The sequence below is a fragment of the Gaetbulibacter aestuarii genome (genome assembly GCF_039537665.1).
In the GTDB taxonomy this organism is placed as follows: Bacteria; Bacteroidota; Bacteroidia; order Flavobacteriales; family Flavobacteriaceae; genus Gaetbulibacter_A; species Gaetbulibacter_A aestuarii.
Window position 1 is genome coordinate 1 of the sequence record NZ_BAABAY010000007.1, and the last position, 20,036, is coordinate 20,036.

Below are 20,036 nucleotides of genomic sequence, written 5' to 3' on the forward strand. Positions count from 1 at the left end.
ATACATGTAGAACACAAATGGTTCCTGGAAAAGCAGCCCGTTTTAATCCTGACAAGGAATGGGCCAAACAAAAAATCAGAATTCAGAACCAAAAAGTCGAGTTAATGATACCCATGGTGAATTTAATAATTTAAACACCAATGACCTTAAAACCCTTGAAAAACGAGAAGAGGTAAAGAATAAATTAAAAACTATATGCGAACCAAACCAGGATATCGATGAACTCATTAGTTCCATTGAAAATTACTGTTTGATCATCCTACATTCATTAAAATAAATCCGCTATGGATAATCTTGAAAAATTTAAACGTTTTAGCCCGGAGAAAAAGACTTTCGGGAGTAATAAAAATGCGATCATATATACGCGTGTTTCAACTAAAGAACAGGCTGATACTAACACTAGTCTGGAAACTCAAAAGAAATACTGCGAGAACTACGCTAAGTCAANAGGATATATCATTGTCTATTCTTTTGATCGATTTTCAAGAACAGGTTCTAGTGCAGCACAGATTAGTCATGAATTACTTCTTCAAGGGGTTCAGGTAAAAGCGGTGACTCAAGATGTTGATTCAACCTCTCCTTCCGGAAAGTTTCAACAAAACCTATTTTTCATGTTCAGTCAGTTTGATAATGAACTTCGAAAAGATAAGACTATTACAGCTATGAGTGACCTTATCAGAAAAGGCTATTGGTTATGGACGCCTCCTCTAGGGTATATAAACAAAAAGAAATATCACAAAGCTGTAGATTGGGAGATCGTTATTGATAACAAAGGAAAACTCCTTAAAAAAGCTTTTAAATGGAAGGTTCAAGGAACTTATTCAAATGTGGAAATTGTCAGAAAGCTAAATTTAGCTGGAATGAAAATTAATGAAAAACGTCTTCATGAAATATTCAAAAATCCTTTTTATTGTGGCATATTAATAAGCAACATGCTTCCGGGAGAAATTAACTTAGGAAAGCATGAACCTCTGGTATCAAAAGAAAATTTCTTAAAGATTAATTCTAGCGATTCTCCTCATCCTAAAACTCACAAATCAGATGATGTTAATTTGCCTTTAAAACGCCTTATGTATTGTAATAGTTGCAATACACCTCTCACTGGGTTTTTAGTCAAACGAAAAGGCCTGTATTATTACAAATGCCGTAATAAAGGGTGTTCTTGCACCAAGTCTGCAAAGCAATTACACAAAGCATTTAGAAATACACTTGATTGCTACCAGATCGATTCAAAATATAAAGATATCATTAAAGATGTCATGATTTATGTTTATTATGACATTACCAAAGAATTACGAGAGAACGAAAAAAATGTCAAAAAACAAATTACTGAGACCAAATCAAAACTTGACGCCATAGAAGAGCGATTTGCTACAGGAGAAATTACACAGGATATTTATCAAAAATTCAAACCTAAATACGATAAAGAATTAATGGCTTTAGAGTCCAATTTAGTTGATTCCTCGATTTCGAGTTCAAACCTTAAAATTGCGATTGAAAAAGCATTAGAAATGTCTTCAAACCTCAATGAAATATGGACTTCTGGAGATTTGATACAAAAAAAGAAAATTCAAAGATTAGTCTTTCCATCCGGTTTGGGTTACGACAAGCAAAACAATAAAGTTCAAACCCCAAGAGTAAATTCTTTATTTTCTCTTATACCAAGTATATCAAAGGATTTGAAAGAAATAAAAAACGGAGAACCTATCAATTTTGACAAATTCTCCGCTCGAGTGAACCAGATAGGATTCAAACTTTTATATGGATTTAATAAAGTAATTTAAAATTATAGAGAGAAATTTTTATCAATTGAAAAAATCGGTTACCCAAATCAGTTACCCTATGATTGGTAAAACATGGAATCTCTTGCCATACTTAATATAACTTCTTGGAAAGCGGAGCCTCAAAAGAAAGTTGAAATATAAAATACTTATTCAGGTAGCGTCCTAATAATTTAAAAAAAGAATAATTCTGATCTTATAATTTTCTGATTGTAGAAGCACCATTTTTAATAATGGCATTTTTGTTTTCACTCAGAATACTCGGTAATTTATTGATGAATTTACTTTTACTTCCTTCGTATTCTTCTAATCGTATGTTTACTTGTACAACTCCGTAGCTATAAACATCGTCGGATTGAGAAACAATAGGTATATCATAATACCAAGGTGATAATATTGGCTCAGAAATCTGATTTTCAAAACCATACTTTAAATTTTTAAAATCATATTCTTGCTCTATTAAAATTGCCTTTTTAGGCGATCCGTCAGCATTTCGCCATTGTCCCTCTATAGAGACTGAAACCCTGGCATTTAGATCTTCATCAGCAAAAACCTTTGTTTTAGAAAAGAGTACTCTGAGTTCATTAAAACTCAATCTGGTTACCCCCGGATTATTCTTATCACTTATTAGTTCAATTACTGCCTGGAAATTCAGTAAATCGTCCTCCGGCATTCTTATGATATCATCCATAGAAAAATTGGACTCCTGCCCTCTTGTCTTTGGCACATTGGAAAGGTCATGCTCTAAGGAACTTTTTATTCTTAATTCCTCATCAGGAATAACTGGTTTTGAAAATTTTTTTATGACAATTATATTGTAAGTTTTACTAGTTTCTCCCAGGTAAGATGTATAATAATCATTAATAGAAATAGACTGCGAATAGGAACTGGTTAGGGTCTTTGAGGATTTTTTCGCTAAATAATTTGCCCCCGAGAAAAGCACTTGTAGTGTAGATTCTAATAACCCTCCTCTCGACGCAGGCCTTTTGAGTTCAACAATAAATTCTTCGGATGCTTTTATATTAGACTTTTGATTTACTGCACAACTTGTAAAAACAATAAATATTACAAATAATTTCTTCATTCTATTTTTGAATATTACCCGTTTATTTAACTCATTGCTTAATTACTTTTTCTTTTTACAAAACAACAGATACATTTTTGTTGTTTTAATTGTTCACAAAAAATTGGTAGAATAATTTAATCTATAACTACTTTTTTAACACTACTGCCAATTTCAGAATATGCTTTAAGCAGATATATGCCTTGTTCCAAATGATTCACTTTTATTTCTGAATTCATATCGGTTTCTAAAACTAGCTTACCAAGCATATCAAACATCTCCACCTTTTTTATAGTAACTCCTGATCTTAGGTAAATAATATCTCTAGCAGGATTTGGGTAAACCGCTAATTCATTAGATAAATCTTTGGTTTCTACTGAAAGTGTCGCTCCGCCGCTATCAAAGGTATCATTGGTTAGATTTGTACCTGGATAACCACCACAATCTGCTGTATCAACAATGCCTCCTCCGGCAGAACCACAGGCTGTGAAAAACTGATCATCATAGGTGCTTCCATCTTCAAATTGTAACATAGGGTCTGCATTGGAATCCACAAACGTAAAATCCAAATGACATAACTTTTGTGGGGTACTATTTACATTATCATTTGCAATTGTCGATGAACTGTAAGCCTGACTAAAAGCCCAGGAAACCCGAGAGGTAGAATTATCATTTACAGTGAAAGGACCATACATAAAAAAGGGTGAACCGAAATCTATGTATTGCCCGCAAATATAGCCATCAGCATTTGGTTGCGTAACAACGAATCGCGCATTCGCCTGAACATTTTGACCAAATGCTGCCGTGTTATAGTTGAAATATAATTGTCCTGATCCCAGCTTAAAGCTTCCTGTAGTGTTAATTGTTTGGATCATAACATCCACTTCATAATGATCGTTAGTTCCATCATTGGTTATTTGAGCATTCGCAAAAGTAAAGTGAATATCCTGCCCATAGTTTAGCAAGCCACAAACAGCCATTAACACTGTTAAGATTAGTTTTTTGTAGTTTTTTTTCATAATTAAATGTTTTTGGAAATTGGAATTTTACTGTTGAATTATTTTTCGTTTGGCATTCAGCTTTTTGGCTAAATATTGAACCCCTTTACCTAAATTAGGATTCAATAAGGTGTTGATATCTGTATTTTGAACTTCTCCATTCATATCAATGTCAGCATTATTATAGCCACTGATACCCCGTAATTGCTCAACGGCACTTTTATCGGTGTTCTGTACCTGACCATCGCCATTGTAGTCACCCGCGTATAAGGCAAAAGCACCATCCCCTAAATCCATCATGGCATTATTCCCGCCTTGAACCAATGAGCTGTCAAATCTTAAGTCGACATTAATAGTACCGCAACTTACATGAATAGGATTCGCTGTTATAACCCCTAAATGATTGCGATGACTTACCACGACATAATAATCTCCCTCCGGAACATTATCTAATAAAATTGGTTTTTCAACACCATCGGCAGCATCCACGATCACCACATCGCCATTTCTTTTTAGCAATGCAGAACTTTTAAAAGGTATATTATCCTGATTTGTGGAATCTCTTAATTCTATCCATACCCAATCTACAATTTCTTTTGAAAAAGAAGAATAATTGTTTGGTAAAGCAAGACCATCACTATAAGGACTTATCCGCTCTAAAGCCCCGGCTTTGTATAAATTATTATTCATCCATCCTGTGAAATAATTATACGGCCCTTGTAAGAAAAGAGAAAGTTTAAGTAGCGGAGTTTGGAGTACAGTAACAATTCCACCAGGCTCATATATACCGGATGTCTGGGAATCTGGGGAATAATATGTGTAATCGCCTAAACCATTTATTTCTGGGGTGAAATAACAACCAGAAAAATCTTTACTTGTTGGATTACCTCCTAAGGCTTTAAATAAATCATACTGATCAAACATGTCTCCTTCGCAAATACTTAAGTACCCGTTTTCACCCCCAGAAGAGTTACCTGTAATAAAAAAAGTATAAATTGTTATACTTTCTATGCTACCACAATCGTCTTTGACAGTGTATATATATTCAAAACCATCATAATATGCTCCAGTGCCTGTATTAGGGAAATCTACTTCTCCACGATCAATTAGATCATTATTGGTAGTAGTAAATGTGCCCCGTTTCCTTTTGACAAGAGCTAGTTTTGCTGTTTTACTGGACTCATGATCATCAATTAAAACATACAAATTTGTATCACCAGGATCGGCTTGTATAGTGTCATGGCTTACGATAGGAGCCTTCCTATTATATAAAAATTTACTACTCGTTTCCGAACATGAGCTTGTTGCCGGCTGGGTATAAACATAGGTGCCATAGCCTTGAAATGTACTTGGTGTCCATGTGCCACCCGGATCAACCGTTTGGGTATTATTGTTTGAATGCTTTTCGAAAGCCCACTGTTGAAATGCCGCGTCATTTTCAAAGGTTAACTCACTACAATTTGCAGTTAAATTATTATCAAAAAATTCAGAATTTGCACCAACAGCTAATTTTTTTTGAATTTGAAATTCTATGATGGCTTCATCAAAACATGTTGTGTATTTAAACTTATAAGCTCCGTTCTCTGTTATATCATCAAAATTAATTGAATTTTCATTAGTATCAGCAAAAGGCAAACCATCTAAACTTGTCCAATCACCCGCACAACTATTACTTACGCCCACTAAATAACTACTTAAATCCCCATTAGGTTTATTTATATCTTCAGGGATAATACAAATGTTATATGAAGCATCCTCACCAGCATAAGCAGTATCTTCAGAAATACGAAACTTATCAAAAGCAAAACCATCGTTTTCAATTGACCCATTCGAACCAAAAGCAATTCGAAAAAATACACTTTGTTCTCCTAATAAATCTGTATTGTAAGGGTAAATACGGAATACCACTGTTTTCCATCCACCAGAAAATATATTTTCACTAACTCCAGACCAACCAATATTTTGGCCACCAGGCGCACCAACAAGAATATTAGAATTATAAGGGTTTATATTTACAGAATTAAAATTTCCACCGCCAACGTTCTGCCAGGTAGAACCACCATCTATGGAGGATTGAAAAACAGCACCATCTACATTATTTTCACAATTATACCAAATATCAAATTGTATTTGTAAACCACCATATATTGGATCATATGCTCCAAAATCAAATTCCGGACTAATGATCCAACCACTTTCGTTTGAGTTATAATTTCCAGAAAGATTTGTAACCCAGGCGTTATTTCCTGAAGCTGCCGTATTTAAATTTGTAGAAGATGGTGTTCCTAATTCCCAGCTTGAATTGGAAACATTTACAACGTTCCAACCGCCATCGCCACTTTCAAAATCTTCAACATAAGGAAACGTTCTAATTTTATATCCACAATAATCGGAATAAGAGGCACCTATATCCTTGATCCAACCGGAATTTGCAGCAGCGCTTATTGGGTCATCTACTTGAATACAGCTTAGATAAGGATTATTTTCAAGTTGAATCGACGTTAATACATTATTGTTTCCGTTTTTTAAATTCACTTCGGTGAGTACCCCCGTATGCCCGTTTAATCTCGTCAATTTTGTATTCTGCGAAAGATCTAAGTAAGAAATTTGGGACTCATAGGTGTCGAGAGTTTCCAAATCTGGAAGAAGACTGGTATCTACCGAATTTAATGGGTTTATAGCCACACTTAGTGTTTTTAATTTGGTATTATTGGATAGGTCAAGACTAGTGAGTTGATTATCAGCAAGCGATAAATTGACCAGATTGGAATTATTATATAAGTTTATATTGTTGAATAAATCACCTCTGGTTACGACGGTTAAGCTTGTTAAATTTGGGAGTGAATACAGGTAAGACAAATGATTAAGATAAGGCGTATTTATTATGGTGATTTCCTGTAAATTAATATTACTTCCGAAACCTATTGAAAAACTACTACTACTCTGATCATTAATTAAGGTAAATAGGGTTAATGCCAGAAAATCTTGTAAGCCTGTAAAATCACTTATATCATAGCCAATAATATTTAATTCGTTTAGAGCGCTAATATCAGAAGTTAACACCTGACCATTAATTGTTAAGTCAGAATCAAAACCTTCATCAACTAAATATTGTTCAAATTGGCTGTCTGGAATTAAAGTTGTTTGAGCATTTAAGCTTGAACAAAAGCCTAAAATAATAAGAAAGGAAGCAAAAATTAATTTTACCGAAGAAATAGCATTGCAAAACATTTTGGTTGTTTTAAATAAACAAAAATAAGTTGAGACTTATTACAATTGCTAGCAATGAATTCTTAGGGATTTGGAAAATAAAACTATTTTTCCTTCAAAAAAAAAGATTGGAATTTATTTGAGTAAATTTCGATAAAACACAAAAAAAACCCCATAAAATACTGGCTCTCTTGATTTTGTAAAGTGTGTATAGGATTTTTGTAAAAGGTTTCTATTCAAATAAAACAAACGCGGCCCATTTAAATGGTTGATTCTTATATTTAGCTTGCATGATGCGCTGCGTTTCAATAAACGCCTTTTTTACGTTGCCGCTTTGAATCCAGTCCTTGTAAAAAATATTCATAAATTCTACCGTCTCCTTATCAGGAACTTGCCATAGACTCATAATAATAATATCAACTCCAGCCATCTTAAAGGCTCGCTGCAAACCATAGACTCCTTCATTCCCATCTATGTCGCCAAGGCCGGTATCACACGCACTAAGCACTACCAAATCTGTATTTGACAAATCTAAATTTGCAATTTCCATGGCGGTTAAAATACCATTGTCGTCATTTATTGAATTATGCGTGTTATTCCAATAATAATTTGCGCCGGCAAAAATAAGTCCGGAACGCAGCAAAGGATCATCTGACAAATGATAAGGATTTTCTAAACCATATAATTGACTTTCTTTATCAGTATTTTTATTATTATCAAAAAAGAATCCATGCGTCGCAATATGAATAATGTTTGGGCTATGACCACTTAAACCCTTAAACCTTGTTTCTGTTGCTTCGTCTCCACTCCACCTATTTACCGCACTTTTTTTATCTATCAAAATGGATTCTAAAGATTTAACTTCTTGCAAAGTTCCCTCCAGATAAGACCAATTATCACCTTGGTTATTAGACCTCGTTTTATTGGGTTTATTGCGGTTTGATTTTAAATCTACAGCCGGTTTTTTAACCGATGAAATTTTAGAATCATAATTAATACCACCAATGAGCAAGGCGTTATTGAATTCTGGATTAGCTAATTCCTTGCCTATAACACCCGTGTTACTAATTTGATATAAGTCATATTTTTCGCTTAAAGTTCCCTCCTTTTCGCTTTTAAGAGCAGCAAATGATATTTGATTTAATAACCCACTGGGAGAAAAAAAGATCTTATTACTCCCCTTAACATATTTTTCTAATGGACTCCAAATCAAATTATAAAGTGATTCAAAGTTCTTCAAACTACTTCCCTTGGACCCTCTGCTAGCATACAACTGATTGGGGCCATTTTTTGATAAAACGGATTTCAATTGTCGTTCTTCAAATAAAGGTACCATTACGGGAAATTCCCAGGTTTTTTTAAAAACATAAGCAACATACTGAATGCTATCGGTCAATTCGTTATTATCAGAATACCGAAAATGAGAAAACTCAATAGCTATATCCTTATGCATTAAATTAGCTTTTGATTTCTTCCAATTTTGATTTAGACTCAAATTATCGTGAAAATTGCTACTATAAATTCTTACTAATTCAGATTCTTTGGTATTCACTTGAGATTTCAGACTATCAATATTGAGAACCTGATCCTCAGGTGGAAGTGAAAGTACTTTTGTTAGCTTAATTTTTGAAGATCGATAACTTTGGAGTTTATTGTTGATATCAGGATTATTTAGACCAGTTAATTGATCCATAAGATTTTTTGAATTATTAAGTAACAACCCCTTCAAAATTATCTGATTGTTCAAATTTATTTCATTTAATTTATAAATCTGCTTTCCAGACCTAAAGGCTACAGACTGAATTTCATCGAAGTTTTGATTTGTTATTTTTAAAAATGCCTTTTTTTCTTTTTCACTTCTGAATTTAAAGACCTTATCAATTTGATTAAAATGAACAGCATTTGAGGAGTCTATTATCGGGATTGCTTTATTAATTTCATCTAATCCCACGTAGGTTTTCCAAAGCGTTTTCAAGATAGCGCCATAATCAGCATGATCATTACCTAATTTTTCTTTTAATTTTTCTAAATAAGTACTTAAAATTTTTAAGGCTTCATTATAGTTACCAATTTGATAATAAGCCTTAGCCAAAGCATGTTGTTTTTGATAATAAACAATGTTCTCAGTACTGGAATTGGCCTCAGAAATTTTTAAATTTTTGTGCATTAGATCAATGGCCTCGTCATATTGATTTAGCTCAAGTAATGCATTCGTATAATGATTTAAATAAAAACCGTATTCACTATGGTTGGTATCAAAATTTTTCAGAAAAATTTCCAGAGCCTCTTCAAACAATTCTTTTGCTGGAACCAAATCTCCTTTCTTTAAGTAGAGTTGACCCATACAGTCCAGAATATCAGCATTTTTAGGATGGTTGAGACCAAAAATCTTTTCAGATGATTTTAATGCCAGGTCATAGGTTTTAAGAGCTTTACTAAACTCTCCTAATTCCGAATAGCTATATGCCACATTTTGTAGCCTTACGGGATAGTTTGGATCATTTTCGGCAGTGCTGTTTGCGACCTCCAACGCTATTGAGAGTGCTTTTTCATAATCACCCATTTCTTCATAGGCTACGGCTAAATTATTATTGGCCGAAATATAAATGGTTTTATCTTGCTCAGTTAAGGACTTTACCTCTTCTAATAATTTAATTTCTTGTTTAAAATCATATTGATTATGGCTTAATACCGCCTTTGTAAATACAGCTTGGATGTAAGCTATATCTTTTCGATCCTGATCTTTTAAAATAGATAGGGCTTTATTTAAGTTTGTTAATGCCTCATCGTAAAGCCCCATTTCAATATATATTTGACTTAAACTAGTCAGATTTTTGGCGTAACTGGAATTTTGATTCCCCAACAAATTCTCAATGATCTCGTTTGATGATTTATTATATTTAATGGCTTTATCGTAATCCCCAATCTTTTTATAAGCAATGGAGATTTTATTTAAGGTTTGGCTGTAATATAAATTTTCTTTGCCTTGGACCATCTCTATTAATTTCAGGCCCTCTTCCAAGAGTTTTATAGAATTATCAAAATCACCAATAAATCCATAAATGGTTCCCACTCTAAGAAGCATTTTAGCAAAATAAGGCTCCTTTTCTTTGTTATTCAATCTTAAATTATTCAAAGCTTCCAAATAAAGTGGTAAAGATTTTTTGTAATCTCTTAAAATATCATAGGTGTACGCTAATTGATAAGCCGTTTCAGCAAATTCTTCCTCATTATTAACAAAAATAATTTTTCCAAGATCGTAGGCCTTTTTAAAAATAGGCAGTGCGTCATTAAAATTTTTAGCTTCAAAAAACTCGAATCCTTGATCAAATGTATTTTCCCAATTTGTATAATCGCTATTGGATTGGCCAAAAGACTTTAAAAAAAATAAAAGTATAACGAGCCTAATAAAAAGTGTGTATTTCATCTTAAAATAACTTATGCGAAAAAACGGTTCAGGTCTTTTCTAAAACTAAGATTAAAGTAGTGTTTTCTAAGATAATGGAAAAACTCAGAATCCACATATTAACCTATCTATCTAAAAAAGAGTAATTTATGATATTTTTATTATATTTAAAATTCCTACATGCATTTAATCTTTATCGCATGAAAATATTTTGCATTTTATTATTCCCGATGATTTCAATTAGCGGTAATTCTCAGAAAAAAAATAGAGTTGTATACTCTTCCGCAAAGTGTAACTCACATTTTATTGAATTAGTTTTTTTTAGTAGTTTCTAAATTTAATTGAAATAAAAAATTCAGATCGTGGAGCGGAATGTGGGTTCCATTTTTAAATTGGATTCTTTTTTGTGAATCAAGACTTATAATCCCTCTTCTTCCTCAATCAAACTCAAGGTCTGAAAACAGAAAACCGTTTATATTTATTTTATCCGGTTTTTTTTGTAGGGCTATACCTCTTTGTTATTAATTCAACTCTTCGATAACATACGTTTTTTAATAAATAATTCCGATAGCTTAACATTATAGAAATCGAAAAAATAATTAGTATTTTACAAATTCTTTTAAAACAATTTTAAAAAGATCATAAAGGATGAAAATAAAGCTGACTTTGGCCCTTTTCCTGTTTTTTTTGTTTGTTAAAGCACAAGAGTCCAATACGGTAAAGGTGAATCTCAAAGATTATCATTCTGCAAAAATCACAGATGCCGTTTTAAGTAAGGATGAATCTTATTTTATTTCTAGCGATGAATCTGGTAAGGTTTTGATGTTTAAAACTAAAGACTATAGTTACTATAAAACCATACGAGAAGGACACGGGATTCCTGTTAAAAGTTTAAGATTAATTGTAAATGATTCCATCCTACTTTTTCAACAAAAATATTCTTTTGCCGATGGTAAGACAGACTCCTTGTTCGGTGTTCGACTTTATGACAACAAAACCGTATTAAGCAGAAAATTAACCGGTGATTTTGTAGGTAATCAGGATGAGTTCATCATTGGTGCTTCAAAAAATAATAGTGGTATTTATGTTCTGGAAGCCTTTAATACCAGGTTTCAACCGATTACCAAAGCGTTCTCTAGTAAACATGTTAGTATAGCATCCCTTTCTTACTCTAAAACGCTTGTAGGTTTCGTTACCGATACGTTTGGAACACAAGAAGATTTGGTACTCGTGGACACCGCGGTAGGAAAAGAAATTATTGAAACAAAGATCCCGGAAAATCTTAATGTGCTGCATTTATTTTTTAACAAACTAGATAACCAACTTTTCGCATTAACTGTAGATTCCGAAAAAAATATACTTTCCATATTCAATCTGTCAAAACAAAAACAATTTGTAAATCCAGTTTGGGAAACGTCCTGGCCCTATGGCAGACAACCAAATATCGAAGCTCACTATTCAGGTAACCAATATAGAATGATTATTTCATCGGATCTTAATATGCCTGTCAATCCGCTTGTAGTAAATTTTAAGAATAACACGTTCTCTGAAGAAGTACTAAAGCTCAGAAACGGTTCACATTTGAGCTTAGAGCACCCGAAAAAAAATGACATTCTATTTTTCCCAACGTTCATGTCAGTTTACAACAGTACTGTTGGTTTCAATGTATACAATACGAATGCAAAAAGGGTTATTGATAGTTTTCCAAAGGGAAACAGAAAGTTTTATTCCGGTACATTTTTACCCCAAAACTATTGGATGATATTGGGGAGAGCCTTGAATACATCAGGGATAGTAACACATTTTGAACCGCAAATTAAATTGTATGAAGCAGGAACTTTTAATAACCGCTTCGGAAAACTGAGTTATCAAAATTATTTAGAAGCGAAACATGACATGATAGAATTACCTTCTCAAAATTTTATGTTTGATAAGCACACTGGCATTCATCCTTTCTATGGTTATAAAAAAGAGGGAACAGAAAATGTTTATGCCTTTTATAAATATGATCTTATCCATGACAAGATTACTAAAATAGCGGATGAGATTACCAATGAACGCACCCTTGTTGATTATAATAACCCTCAAAATATGTTATTGCTAAGTATGCAGCGCTATAATAATTCAGGGTATGTAGAGCCGCAGGAATTTGTGATTCTAAAAAATGAGAAACCCACAAAATTAAATGGGCTTTATAAGTTTGGAAAGTTCTCTGTAGACGGCAATTACCTTTTAACCGTAAACAAAGACAATAAAATAAAGGTTTACCAAACCAAGGATTTAAAACAAGTTTTTGAGGAACAACTTACTGAAGGTACTTACAGTTTGTTTAATATGGATGCCACAAATTTCGCGGTTAGTAATAAGTATCAAACCATAAGCTTAAATAGCTGTAACGAAGCATCAATTATTATTGCACAAGATTCCATAACGGGCAAGTATAAATCGCAAAAAATGGATTGCACAAATATTAAAGATCTAAGTTACAGCAATGATAAAACAGCTATTATTTTGGAAAACTTTGGTCTTATTTTAAACAACAAAACCTTCCGGTTTGAGACTTCTGAATTTCCGGAAAATGTTTCCTTAAATACTAACGGCACCAAAGTTATGCTGAGTTTTAATAACGGGAAAATTGTAGTGTACGATAGCGAGACTTTTGAACCATTGGGAACAACCATACAACCGGACCTGGTTAGTCATGTGTTTTTAAGTTCTGAAGGTTATTATTTCAGCAATACAAACCCTGAAGATTATCTCATTGCTACATCAGGAGGGCAATCGGTACCTCTACAGGAGGTTGAAAAGGATTATTTTAAACCTGAAAAAGTACTGGGGGTTTTTGGCGAACCAAATAAAGACTATGTGGCTGTCCTTAAAAAAGCCATGCAGTTAAAGACTGATAATTATTACAACAGCAGCCCTAAGGAAGATTTAATAACTGATACTAAAAAGGAGACATTTGAGTCTGGACCGGGTGATCTTTATGTATTGTCCATTGGTGTTTCTGACTATAAACAATCCAATTTCAATCTGACTTACGCTGATAAGGACGCCTTAGACATGGCTAAAATTTATGGTGCATTAGACGACGAAACTATCAAAAACTATAAAACCAAGTTTTTTGGCAAGCAGTATAATTTAACCGATAGCAATTATAACGTTCAGGCCAGTTTAAAAAAGTACAGTGAACAATTTAAAAGTATAGGTGATTTAAGATGTTTAAGCACTGATGCCAATTATTGGCTAGAAAATGATTTTAGAACGTATTCTCTATGGATTTTTAAAGATAAAACCACAATACCATTCAATATGCCTCAAGGCTTCGAAGAAGATACCTACACTTCAGCGATAAAAACTATTTTTATTCATCCGGATAACACCGGGTTTTATATAAAATCGAAGGATTCGATATATTTCTACAACTTCGTTAACAAAACATTTCAAACCATATCGTTACCATTTAATGATTTTCAATATGATAATACAGTTCCTCTTACGAATGATAGGTGGTTACATTTTGAAGTGAAAAGTGACGGACTTACAAATCAAGCGGAGATACTAATCGCAAAAAATAACGCTTCTGAAATAGACCAAAAGATCACTGTAAATTTGGATGAATACTATGAAGAAACTACAAACAATCAACCCACATTAAAATCTGAAAATCAAGATTATGGCTATTCCTTTAAAGCTACCTCTTCTAATGGTAAACATATTATTTATTCCAGCTTAAATGATAATGTGTATTACCTCAATTTAAATGAACAAAAGATAATTCCGTATAAAACCAGAACAAATAATGATTTTGATAAATATGGTGATATTTATCTTTCAGAAGATGGAAGTCAGTTTTCAGTGGTCTCTGAATCTTCTGGTGATTCGAAGTTTGAAATCCGGCAATACTATACCAAAGGCGGGTTTTTAAAAACCATAACCCTAAATGATGATGATGAACTCAATTTAAAGGCCATTGCCTGTTTCAATAATGATCCTCGTTGGATAAAAGCAAGCGCTGCTTTAGTTGAAGAAGAGTTTCTAGACAGCAATAATTTACTAGCTGAGAATCAACCTTTCTCCTTTAAAAAAACCTTTGTTAAGCATTTAACTAACGCAGACGCTTCCTCAACAAACATAAAAACAACTCTTAAAAATTTTTTCAATCAGGCCAAGCCTAACGACCAGGTTCTCGTATTTTTAGCCGGTCATGGTGTTCTGGATAAGGATTTGAATTATTATTTTGCGCCTTATGATATGGATTTTAATGCGGTCACCAAGTATGGGGTTTCTTTAAATACTATTGTAGAAAGTTTAAAAGTGATACCTTCAAAAAACAAACTATTGCTTATGGATTCCTGTCATTCAGGAAATACGTTGGATATGGATAATTCAGGGACGGTTATCGTTAATACGAACAGCAACCTAAACCAAAGAGGATCTAAGGCTAAGTCTACATCCAAAAATTCAGATTTTAAAGTTTCGGATGTGATCTCAACGCTTTTTGAAGATTTCCTTTCAACCAGCGGAATCACAATTGTTTCCGCTTCTTCTGGTGAGGATGTAGCTTACGAGAACAAAGCCATAGGAAACGGCGCCTTTACTTCTGCTTACATCAAATTACTAAAAAAAGAACTCATGGGCAACGGTTATATTATTGATGAGTCTAATTTAAAGCAAAGTATCGATCTCAACAACGAAGTTATCGAAGCGCTCATGAAAGATGTTATGATTATTACTAATGGTAAACAAGTGCCGGATCTTAGAGAGCTCAATAAAAGTTCACATTTAAAAATGTGGTAATTAAAATACATCTAAGCCCAAGGACTATCTGAAATATCCTTATCTACATATTGAGGTTGACACCTGCAGGTTTTACCAAAGCTAACAAGTTTTGAAATGCCTGCGTTACTTTAAGAGAAATATTACTTCCCTCATCACTGGAAACCCTGGTTATTTCGCCGTATTTATCGTACTCTACTTTAATAGCACCAACCTCTTCCATTTCAATTTTTATTGGTTTTCCTATGTCGTTATAAGTAAAGATTAATGAATTTTTTTCTTGTTCCATTTTAGATATCTTTCCATTTTCATTATAAATTAATCGCACCCAATTATCTCCTTTTTTGGCATAGGTTAAATCACCATCGTCAGAATATTCAAATTCCGTTTCACCGTTATTATTTTTAACGTAAACTATTTTTTCAAGTTTAGGATGATAACGCATGGTAATCGTGTCATAATTGGTAGCCTTATACGTTAGCAAGCAACGATTATTGTATTTAAATGCTGTTGATCTGTTTCCTCGAATGATCAAGGTAGGCACGTTACATAGGTCATCATAGGTCGTTTCTGTAGTTATTCCGTTTATGGTGGTTTTTATCTTTTGAGTGAAGCGATTTCCATCTCTTTTCACCCCAATAAAATATTCATAACTGTTCTTAAGAGGCTGACCGTTGAAACCTCTCTTTGTAACTTCCGTGCCATAATGGTCGTCATCCACAGAACCATCTTCTTTATAAAAAACCAAATAGTTGTATTCTGTTATATCACCATTTCGATCGATTATTTTTGAAATATAATAGGTTTTTGGAGAATACTCCATAATCATAGCATCCTCTTTTACACCTTCCTGTCTATCAAGGTTATAAATTATCTTGATGAGGTTATGATGATTATCATACTCAAAGCCGTAAATGTTTCCTTCTACATCCTTCGAATAAACCAAATCTTGACCGTCATATTTAAATACAGAAACATTATCATTCACGCTTGAGCTTAATTCAATAATAAAACCATCAGCATTAGTTTTAAAGTAAACCTCAGATCCATCAGCATTAATCATTTTAGTAATACGATTTTCAATATACTCCAGTTTCGTGAAAACACCATTTCCATTGTCCTTCAATATCAAATTGCCATCATTGTCAAACTGTTCAATTTCTCTTCCGCTCACACGTTCAAAACCAAAGCCGGTTTTTTCTAATCTTTGATTTCCTCTTTGAAAGGAATCCCACTGCATACCCTCAGGCATTCCGTAAAAGGGTTCCAGTAATCCTTTTTTAACATATTTATCCCAATATACAGATCTTAAAGCCGCATTTTCGGTAAGCTTTTTACGTCGTTCTAAAATAGCATCAGGATTATAATCAAGAGCGCCATCTTCAATCTCCGCATCAATAATTTGATCAATCATGTCTTCTAGCATATCATCTGTAGCAAACTGAGACGTATACATGGTTCGTCCTCCGGAACCGTGTTCTTGAATTACAACAGTTCCATCAGGATAGGCATACAAGTGCGTCTGAAATTCAACACCCCAGCCATAACCGAATAAACCAATTCTCGTAGCCTTCGAATTATAGGTTCTTGTAATATCCTTGAATGCCGTGTATGGTGATATTTGTGATAAATCGGTATATGAAATATAGAAATTACCGTTTTTTAGATTTACGCCTGCGAAAGCCGTGAGATGCAGTGCGAGAAACGTAAAAACTAGGGTTGAGAACTGTTTTAATTTCATTTTGTTAGTTGCTTTAAAAGGTTAATAGTATTCTTGCTATATTTCTTTTTTAGGAAGGTTTCATTCAGCATGATTTTATTCAGTTTATTGATTTCCTGACGTGCTTTTGAATTTTGGCCATTAAGTTTAAGTACCAAAGCATTTAAAATGACATCAGGCCGAGGATTAATTTTATTTAAAGAAGCGGTAAATTTCTGGGATTCTTGTTTTTGACCGAGATCAATAGCAATCTTAGTGGCCAATTCATAATACTTTAACTTCCAGGATCTTGTAGATTGCTTTTCAATATATTCTGAAACTACAGTTTCTGCCTTTTCGGGTTGATCTTGTAAATAGTAAAATTCACCTAATTTAAAGACTGTTTCATTATTTTCAATGAGGTCTTTTGCTAGTACTAATAAGTGTTCCGTAACTTTCAGATCTCCTTTTCTTCCCTGCTTTCTGGCCTCACTACTTAATAGTTTAGAAAAAAGGTCTAAACTGTTTTTGTACGGATTATTTTCAAAAGCCATTTTAAAGTTTTTTACAGCTTCGTCATAATTTTCATTCTTCAATAAACAAAAGGCCAAGTTAGTATAGCCTTTGGCATAGGTAGCATCGAGATCAATAGATTTTTGATAAGCTTCAGATGCTTTTTCAAAATCCTTCAGATCGAAATAAGTATTGCCCAATAGCGTATACAAAACCGGAGATTCTCCATTCCATGAGAGTAGTTTATTCACTAAATCTATAGATTCCTCCTGGCGATCATTATCGTTATACAAATCAACCAAACCTTCATAAGCGGGTATGTAGAAGGAATCTTTTTCCACAGCTCGCAAATAGTTTTCTTCAGAAAGACCACTATCTCCCAAAGCGCTTTTATAATAACCGGCTAGATAATAGTACGGTCGTGGCTTTTGACTATTCTTTTCTATACCTTCATTGAAGGACTGCAGCGCTTTTTCCTGATTACCTTGCTTTTCATATAACCAACCTCGACCCGCATAGGCCCAAGTATAAAAAGGATCATTTTTAATAGCAAAGTTGTATAAGCTATCTGCCAGTTTTAAATCTTCATCACCAGAATTATAGCGTCTTAAATAGTCCCCATATTTAGCATAGCCTTGTGAAAAAAAAGGTTCTATTTCTATAGCCTTTTCAAGCATTTGTTTTGGCTTTCTCGCATCCAGATTATAGTCATTTATAATGTCACTGTAATCATATAAAGTGTAAACATTATCCGGATCTTTGTCATAAGCCATTTGATAATACTCTATCGCCTTCTTTATATTTCCTCGATTATTATATAATTTCCCCAGATTGCGAAGGGTTGTTACTGAATAAGCGCCATCTGTTTCTTTAACCTTGTGATAAAAGGCTTCCGCTTCATTGTATTTACCTTGTCTTTCACTGATTGCTCCAAGATTGTTTAGAATACTTCCATAAGAATTTTGATCCCTGTCCAGCGCTTCCTCATAGTAAAATTTAGCATTTTTGTATTGATATTGTTCATAAAAATTCACCCCTAAATTGAGAAAAGGATAAGACCAGGTAGGAATTAATTCCATAGCTCGTCTGTAATGGTATTCAGCCTCCTTAAAATTATTTTCATGATTTAGAACAATACCGAGGGCATTATGAAGATAAGCTGCCCTATTTTCAATTTTTAGGGCTTGTCGCAATTTTGCTTTTGCCTCAGGATATTTAGAGAACTGCTGCGCCCTGATAATGGCATAGGACTCCAAAAAGAGCTTACTCATAAGCAAGCGTTCATAATTAAAATCATCTTTTCTTAACAAGTCCAAACAAATAGTCAGATATTTTGCTTTGGTCTTAAAAGTTTTACTCCCCGGCAAGAATTCAGCATTACCGATATAACTGTTTATTAGAATTTGAGCATCAGTGGACAAGGTATTTACGAGACTGTACTGCATACGTCCTAAAATTTCAGGTTCAACTAAAACCTGATCTTTTGCCTTATTATACAATTCCAAAGCACTGTTTTCAGAACCAAAATAATTTTCATTTTGTAAAGCCCTATTAAATTCTTTAATTATAGGAATTTCGGTTAAGGTTTCAGTTACAGTACTTTCAATACCTCTACTCTTCCAAATGTTCTTCATGGTACTGCTATTCTTTAGAGCTTCAAATGCTTTTTCTTTATAAGAAATATTTACCGGAACAAAGATTTCGTTGAAATACTGCGTCCAAACGATAGGTGATTGTCTTGTATTAGTTTCTTTTGAAACATTATTGGCTAAAAATGTGCTTAATTCGAAATACTGAAGGTTATTGTCCGGCATTAAATTATCCGCAGCTCCAAGTAAACCAAGAACAAGATAGTACGTAAAATAACCATGGCCTATGTCTTTACTTTCCAGAGATAGTTGCTCTGGTTTACAACTAAAAAATTTAGTAGAGTTTTGAAAGTTATTATTAAAAGTTTCAAGGTTTTTTTGGGTACCTTCCTTATATAAAAACCCGGATCTACAAGCATCTAGAACCAATACAAACTTCGCGCCCTTATCTGTGATACTTGTTATCACTCGATTTAGATGTTTTAAGGAAACCACACCTGGTGTTCCAAAATACTCTCGGTTGTCATTGGCATCTTTAGCTAGTAAAAAACCTTCTTCCTTGTTTTCAGGATTCACAACAACATCACCGTGGCCAGCGAAATAAAAAAAGATGGTGTCCCCTTCTCTGGTATTGTCTTCTATCTCCTTTAACTCGTGTAAAATATTATTTGAGGTAGGCTGAGTTTCGGGAGTTCCGGAAATAGAATCATCAGCAATTAGAGCTACTAATCGCTCCTTTGGGATCTGCTCCACCTCTTCCAGATACTCTTTGAAAATCTTTGCATCATCATCGGAATAATTCAATTTTAATGATTCGGCATTATAATCGGCAATGCCTACAACCAGAGCCCTTTTAACTCCTCGCTTCTTTTTAAGATTTACCGCACCGGATCCCCTCTCTCCATCTTGAGCAAAACCAGAAAAGGAAAGCGTAAATAAAACCAAAAAGATCAGGATTCTATTCATGTAATTGCATTGAGCCTAAAAAACCTAACATC

General features: G+C 33.6%; 9 protein-coding genes. 3 read left to right on the forward strand and 6 right to left on the reverse strand.

Annotated features, from left to right (window positions below):
* The first annotated feature begins 58 nt into the window (after positions 1-58).
* Entirely contained in the window at positions 59-277 is a 219-nt protein-coding gene (locus ABD682_RS13155) for a hypothetical protein (RefSeq protein ID WP_344741988.1), read from the forward strand.
* 7 nt (positions 278-284) lie between these two features.
* Positions 285-1,784: a recombinase family protein gene (locus tag ABD682_RS13160; protein ID WP_344741989.1), complete on the forward strand. Its 1,500-nt coding sequence runs from the start codon at positions 285-287 to the stop codon at positions 1,782-1,784.
* 193 nt (positions 1,785-1,977) lie between these two features.
* Here the strand turns inward: ABD682_RS13160 and ABD682_RS13165 are convergent, their stop codons facing one another.
* The 4 genes from ABD682_RS13165 to ABD682_RS13180 form a co-directional block, all read right to left on the reverse strand.
* Positions 1,978-2,865, reverse strand: coding sequence for a hypothetical protein (locus tag ABD682_RS13165; RefSeq protein WP_344741990.1), 888 nt, complete (start codon positions 2,863-2,865; stop codon positions 1,978-1,980).
* A gap of 116 nt (positions 2,866-2,981) precedes the next feature.
* On the reverse strand, positions 2,982-3,863 hold the full coding sequence (locus tag ABD682_RS13170; RefSeq protein WP_344741991.1) for a T9SS type A sorting domain-containing protein: 882 nt from the start codon (positions 3,861-3,863) through the stop codon (positions 2,982-2,984).
* 27 nt (positions 3,864-3,890) lie between these two features.
* Positions 3,891-7,073 carry a hypothetical protein gene (locus tag ABD682_RS13175; protein WP_344741992.1) on the reverse strand — a complete coding sequence of 1,061 codons (3,183 nt, stop codon included), beginning with the start codon at positions 7,071-7,073 and terminating at the stop codon, positions 3,891-3,893.
* 211 nt (positions 7,074-7,284) lie between these two features.
* Positions 7,285-10,479, reverse strand: a complete 3,195-nt coding sequence (locus ABD682_RS13180; RefSeq protein ID WP_344741993.1) for a CHAT domain-containing protein — start codon at positions 10,477-10,479, stop codon at positions 7,285-7,287.
* A gap of 627 nt (positions 10,480-11,106) precedes the next feature.
* Between ABD682_RS13180 and ABD682_RS13185 the strand changes: the two genes are divergently transcribed.
* A complete protein-coding gene (locus ABD682_RS13185; RefSeq protein ID WP_344741994.1) occupies positions 11,107-15,258 on the forward strand; it encodes a caspase family protein in 4,152 nt (1,383 codons plus the stop codon).
* Positions 15,259-15,301: 43 nt separating this feature from the next.
* Here ABD682_RS13185 and ABD682_RS13190 read toward each other — a convergent pair whose 3' ends face one another.
* Together ABD682_RS13190 and ABD682_RS13195 are read right to left on the reverse strand one after the other, a co-directional pair.
* The gene (locus tag ABD682_RS13190) at positions 15,302-16,978 is read right to left on the reverse strand and encodes a DUF6531 domain-containing protein (protein ID WP_344741995.1); all 1,677 of its coding nucleotides are present in this window, start codon (positions 16,976-16,978) and stop codon (positions 15,302-15,304) included.
* The gene (locus ABD682_RS13195) at positions 16,975-20,004 is read right to left on the reverse strand and encodes a tetratricopeptide repeat protein (protein ID WP_344741996.1); all 3,030 of its coding nucleotides are present in this window, start codon (positions 20,002-20,004) and stop codon (positions 16,975-16,977) included. The genes ABD682_RS13190 and ABD682_RS13195 overlap by 4 nt, the downstream gene beginning before the upstream one ends.
* Between the last annotated feature and the right edge of the window lie 32 nt (positions 20,005-20,036).